The organism is Micromonospora sp. NPDC005197, assembly GCF_040608295.1.
In the GTDB taxonomy this organism is placed as follows: domain Bacteria; phylum Actinomycetota; class Actinomycetes; order Mycobacteriales; family Micromonosporaceae; genus Micromonospora.
Genome location: NZ_JBEXHY010000271.1, coordinates 1 through 1,529, shown reverse-complemented (window position 1 = coordinate 1,529; position 1,529 = coordinate 1). Strand labels below are relative to the sequence as shown.

Genomic DNA, 1,529 nt, shown 5'->3' with positions numbered 1-1,529 from the left:
ACCGTCTGGAGACGGTGGCGGCCCGATCCACCCGGCGACAGTGACTGAATCGAGGCGCCTGTGGAGATCGCCGAGCTGGCGGTGCCGCAGCCGGTGGCACCCGGCCGGCGGGCCGCTCCGGCCCGCCGCGCGGCGCGCGAGCTGCTGCTCGTCGCCACGCTGTTCCTGCTCTACAAGGTGGCGCGGATGGCGGTGGCCGGTCGGGTGTCGACCGCGCTGGCCAACGGCGAGTCGGTCTGGCACATCGAGCGGCTGTTCCACCTGCCCGACGAGGCTGCCGTCCAGCATCCGCTGCTCGCGCACGACCTGGTGGCGCACCTGGCCAACGGCTACTACGCGTACGTGCACTTCCCCACCACGGTGATCACCCTCGGCTGGCTCTACGTGCGACACCCGGCGCACTACCTGTGGACGCGTCGCGTGCTCGCCTGTCTCACCGCGGCGGCTCTGGCCCTGCACCTCCTGGTCCCCCTGGCGCCGCCCCGGCTGACCGCGCTGACAGCCCTGGTGGACACCGGCCGCCGGTTCGGGCCCACCGTCTACGGTCCACCCGACACCGACACCCTCAGCAACCAGTACGCCGCCATGCCGTCCCTGCACGTCGGGTGGGCGCTGGTCGTGGCCGTCGCGCTCGTCGCGGTGACCCGCGGGCGCCTCCGGTGGCTGTGGCTGGCCCACCCGCTCGTCACCCTGCTGGTCGTCGTGGCCACCGGCAACCACTACTGGCTCGACGGTGTGGTGGCGGCACTGATGCTCGGGGTCGTCCACCTGGTCCTGCCCACGCCCGCCGAGCGACCCGAGCCTCCTTCCAAGCCCCAAGCCACCGCGGCAACGAAACGAGACCTCAGCCCACCGGTACGCCGTACTCGCGCTCGGTGAACAGGTCGACGTCCCGCGGGCCCAGTTTGGCGGCCCGGCGCGCGTGCAGGGCGAGCTGCCGACGTGCCTCGCCGAGGCGGCGGCTGGCGATCGTCATCTCGTCGGACGACTCGAACGGCTCCGTACCGCTGGCCCGCAGCGCGGCGGCCAGCACCCCGTTGAACGCGGTCATCAGCCCGTTGGTCAGCGCGATGCCGTCCTGGTCCCCGCGCGTCCAGATCTCCGACCAGGCGGCCTCCACCGTGACCATGTCCCGGGCCAGCCAGTCGTGCAGCATCATCGGCCCCAGCGGCTTGTGCCCTCCGAGCAGGTCGTTACCCGCCTCCGGCAGGCCCGACCGCCAGTACCCGGTCTGCCGCAACGCCTCGGCCTTGTGGGCGAGGCGTAGAGCGCCGGACAGAACCAGGACGTACGCCCGCTGAAGCTCGGCCCGCTCGCGCTGCCGCCGCCTGATCCGACCGTGCACCCACACCACGAACAGCGATGCGAAGGCGGTGATCGCGGAGCCGAGCAGGGCGGCCAGGGTTGAGTTCACGCCGACATGATGCCTGCCGCCGCTTGGCGTCGCCGCGCGGGCTCACCCCGGCTCGGGAGCCTTCCCGAGCCGGGCCACGCGGCGTAGCGATTGGTCGCGGCCGCCACACGCCGCG

2 protein-coding genes are annotated in these 1,529 nt (G+C 72.9%); one reads left to right on the top strand and one right to left on the bottom strand.

The window, feature by feature from the left end; translation table 11 throughout:
• Nucleotides 1–60: 60 nt before the first annotated feature.
• Entirely contained in the window at nucleotides 61–879 is an 819-nt protein-coding gene (locus ABZU46_RS31755) for a phosphatase PAP2 family protein (RefSeq protein ID WP_354863376.1), read from the top strand.
• On the opposite strand, the gene ABZU46_RS31750 is transcribed toward ABZU46_RS31755, so the two are convergent.
• Nucleotides 845–1,414 (bottom strand): hypothetical protein, encoded by a 570-nt coding sequence (locus tag ABZU46_RS31750; protein ID WP_354863375.1) that lies wholly within the window; start codon nucleotides 1,412–1,414, stop codon nucleotides 845–847. The two genes, ABZU46_RS31755 and ABZU46_RS31750, sit on opposite strands and share 35 nt — an antisense overlap.
• Between the last annotated feature and the right edge of the window lie 115 nt (nucleotides 1,415–1,529).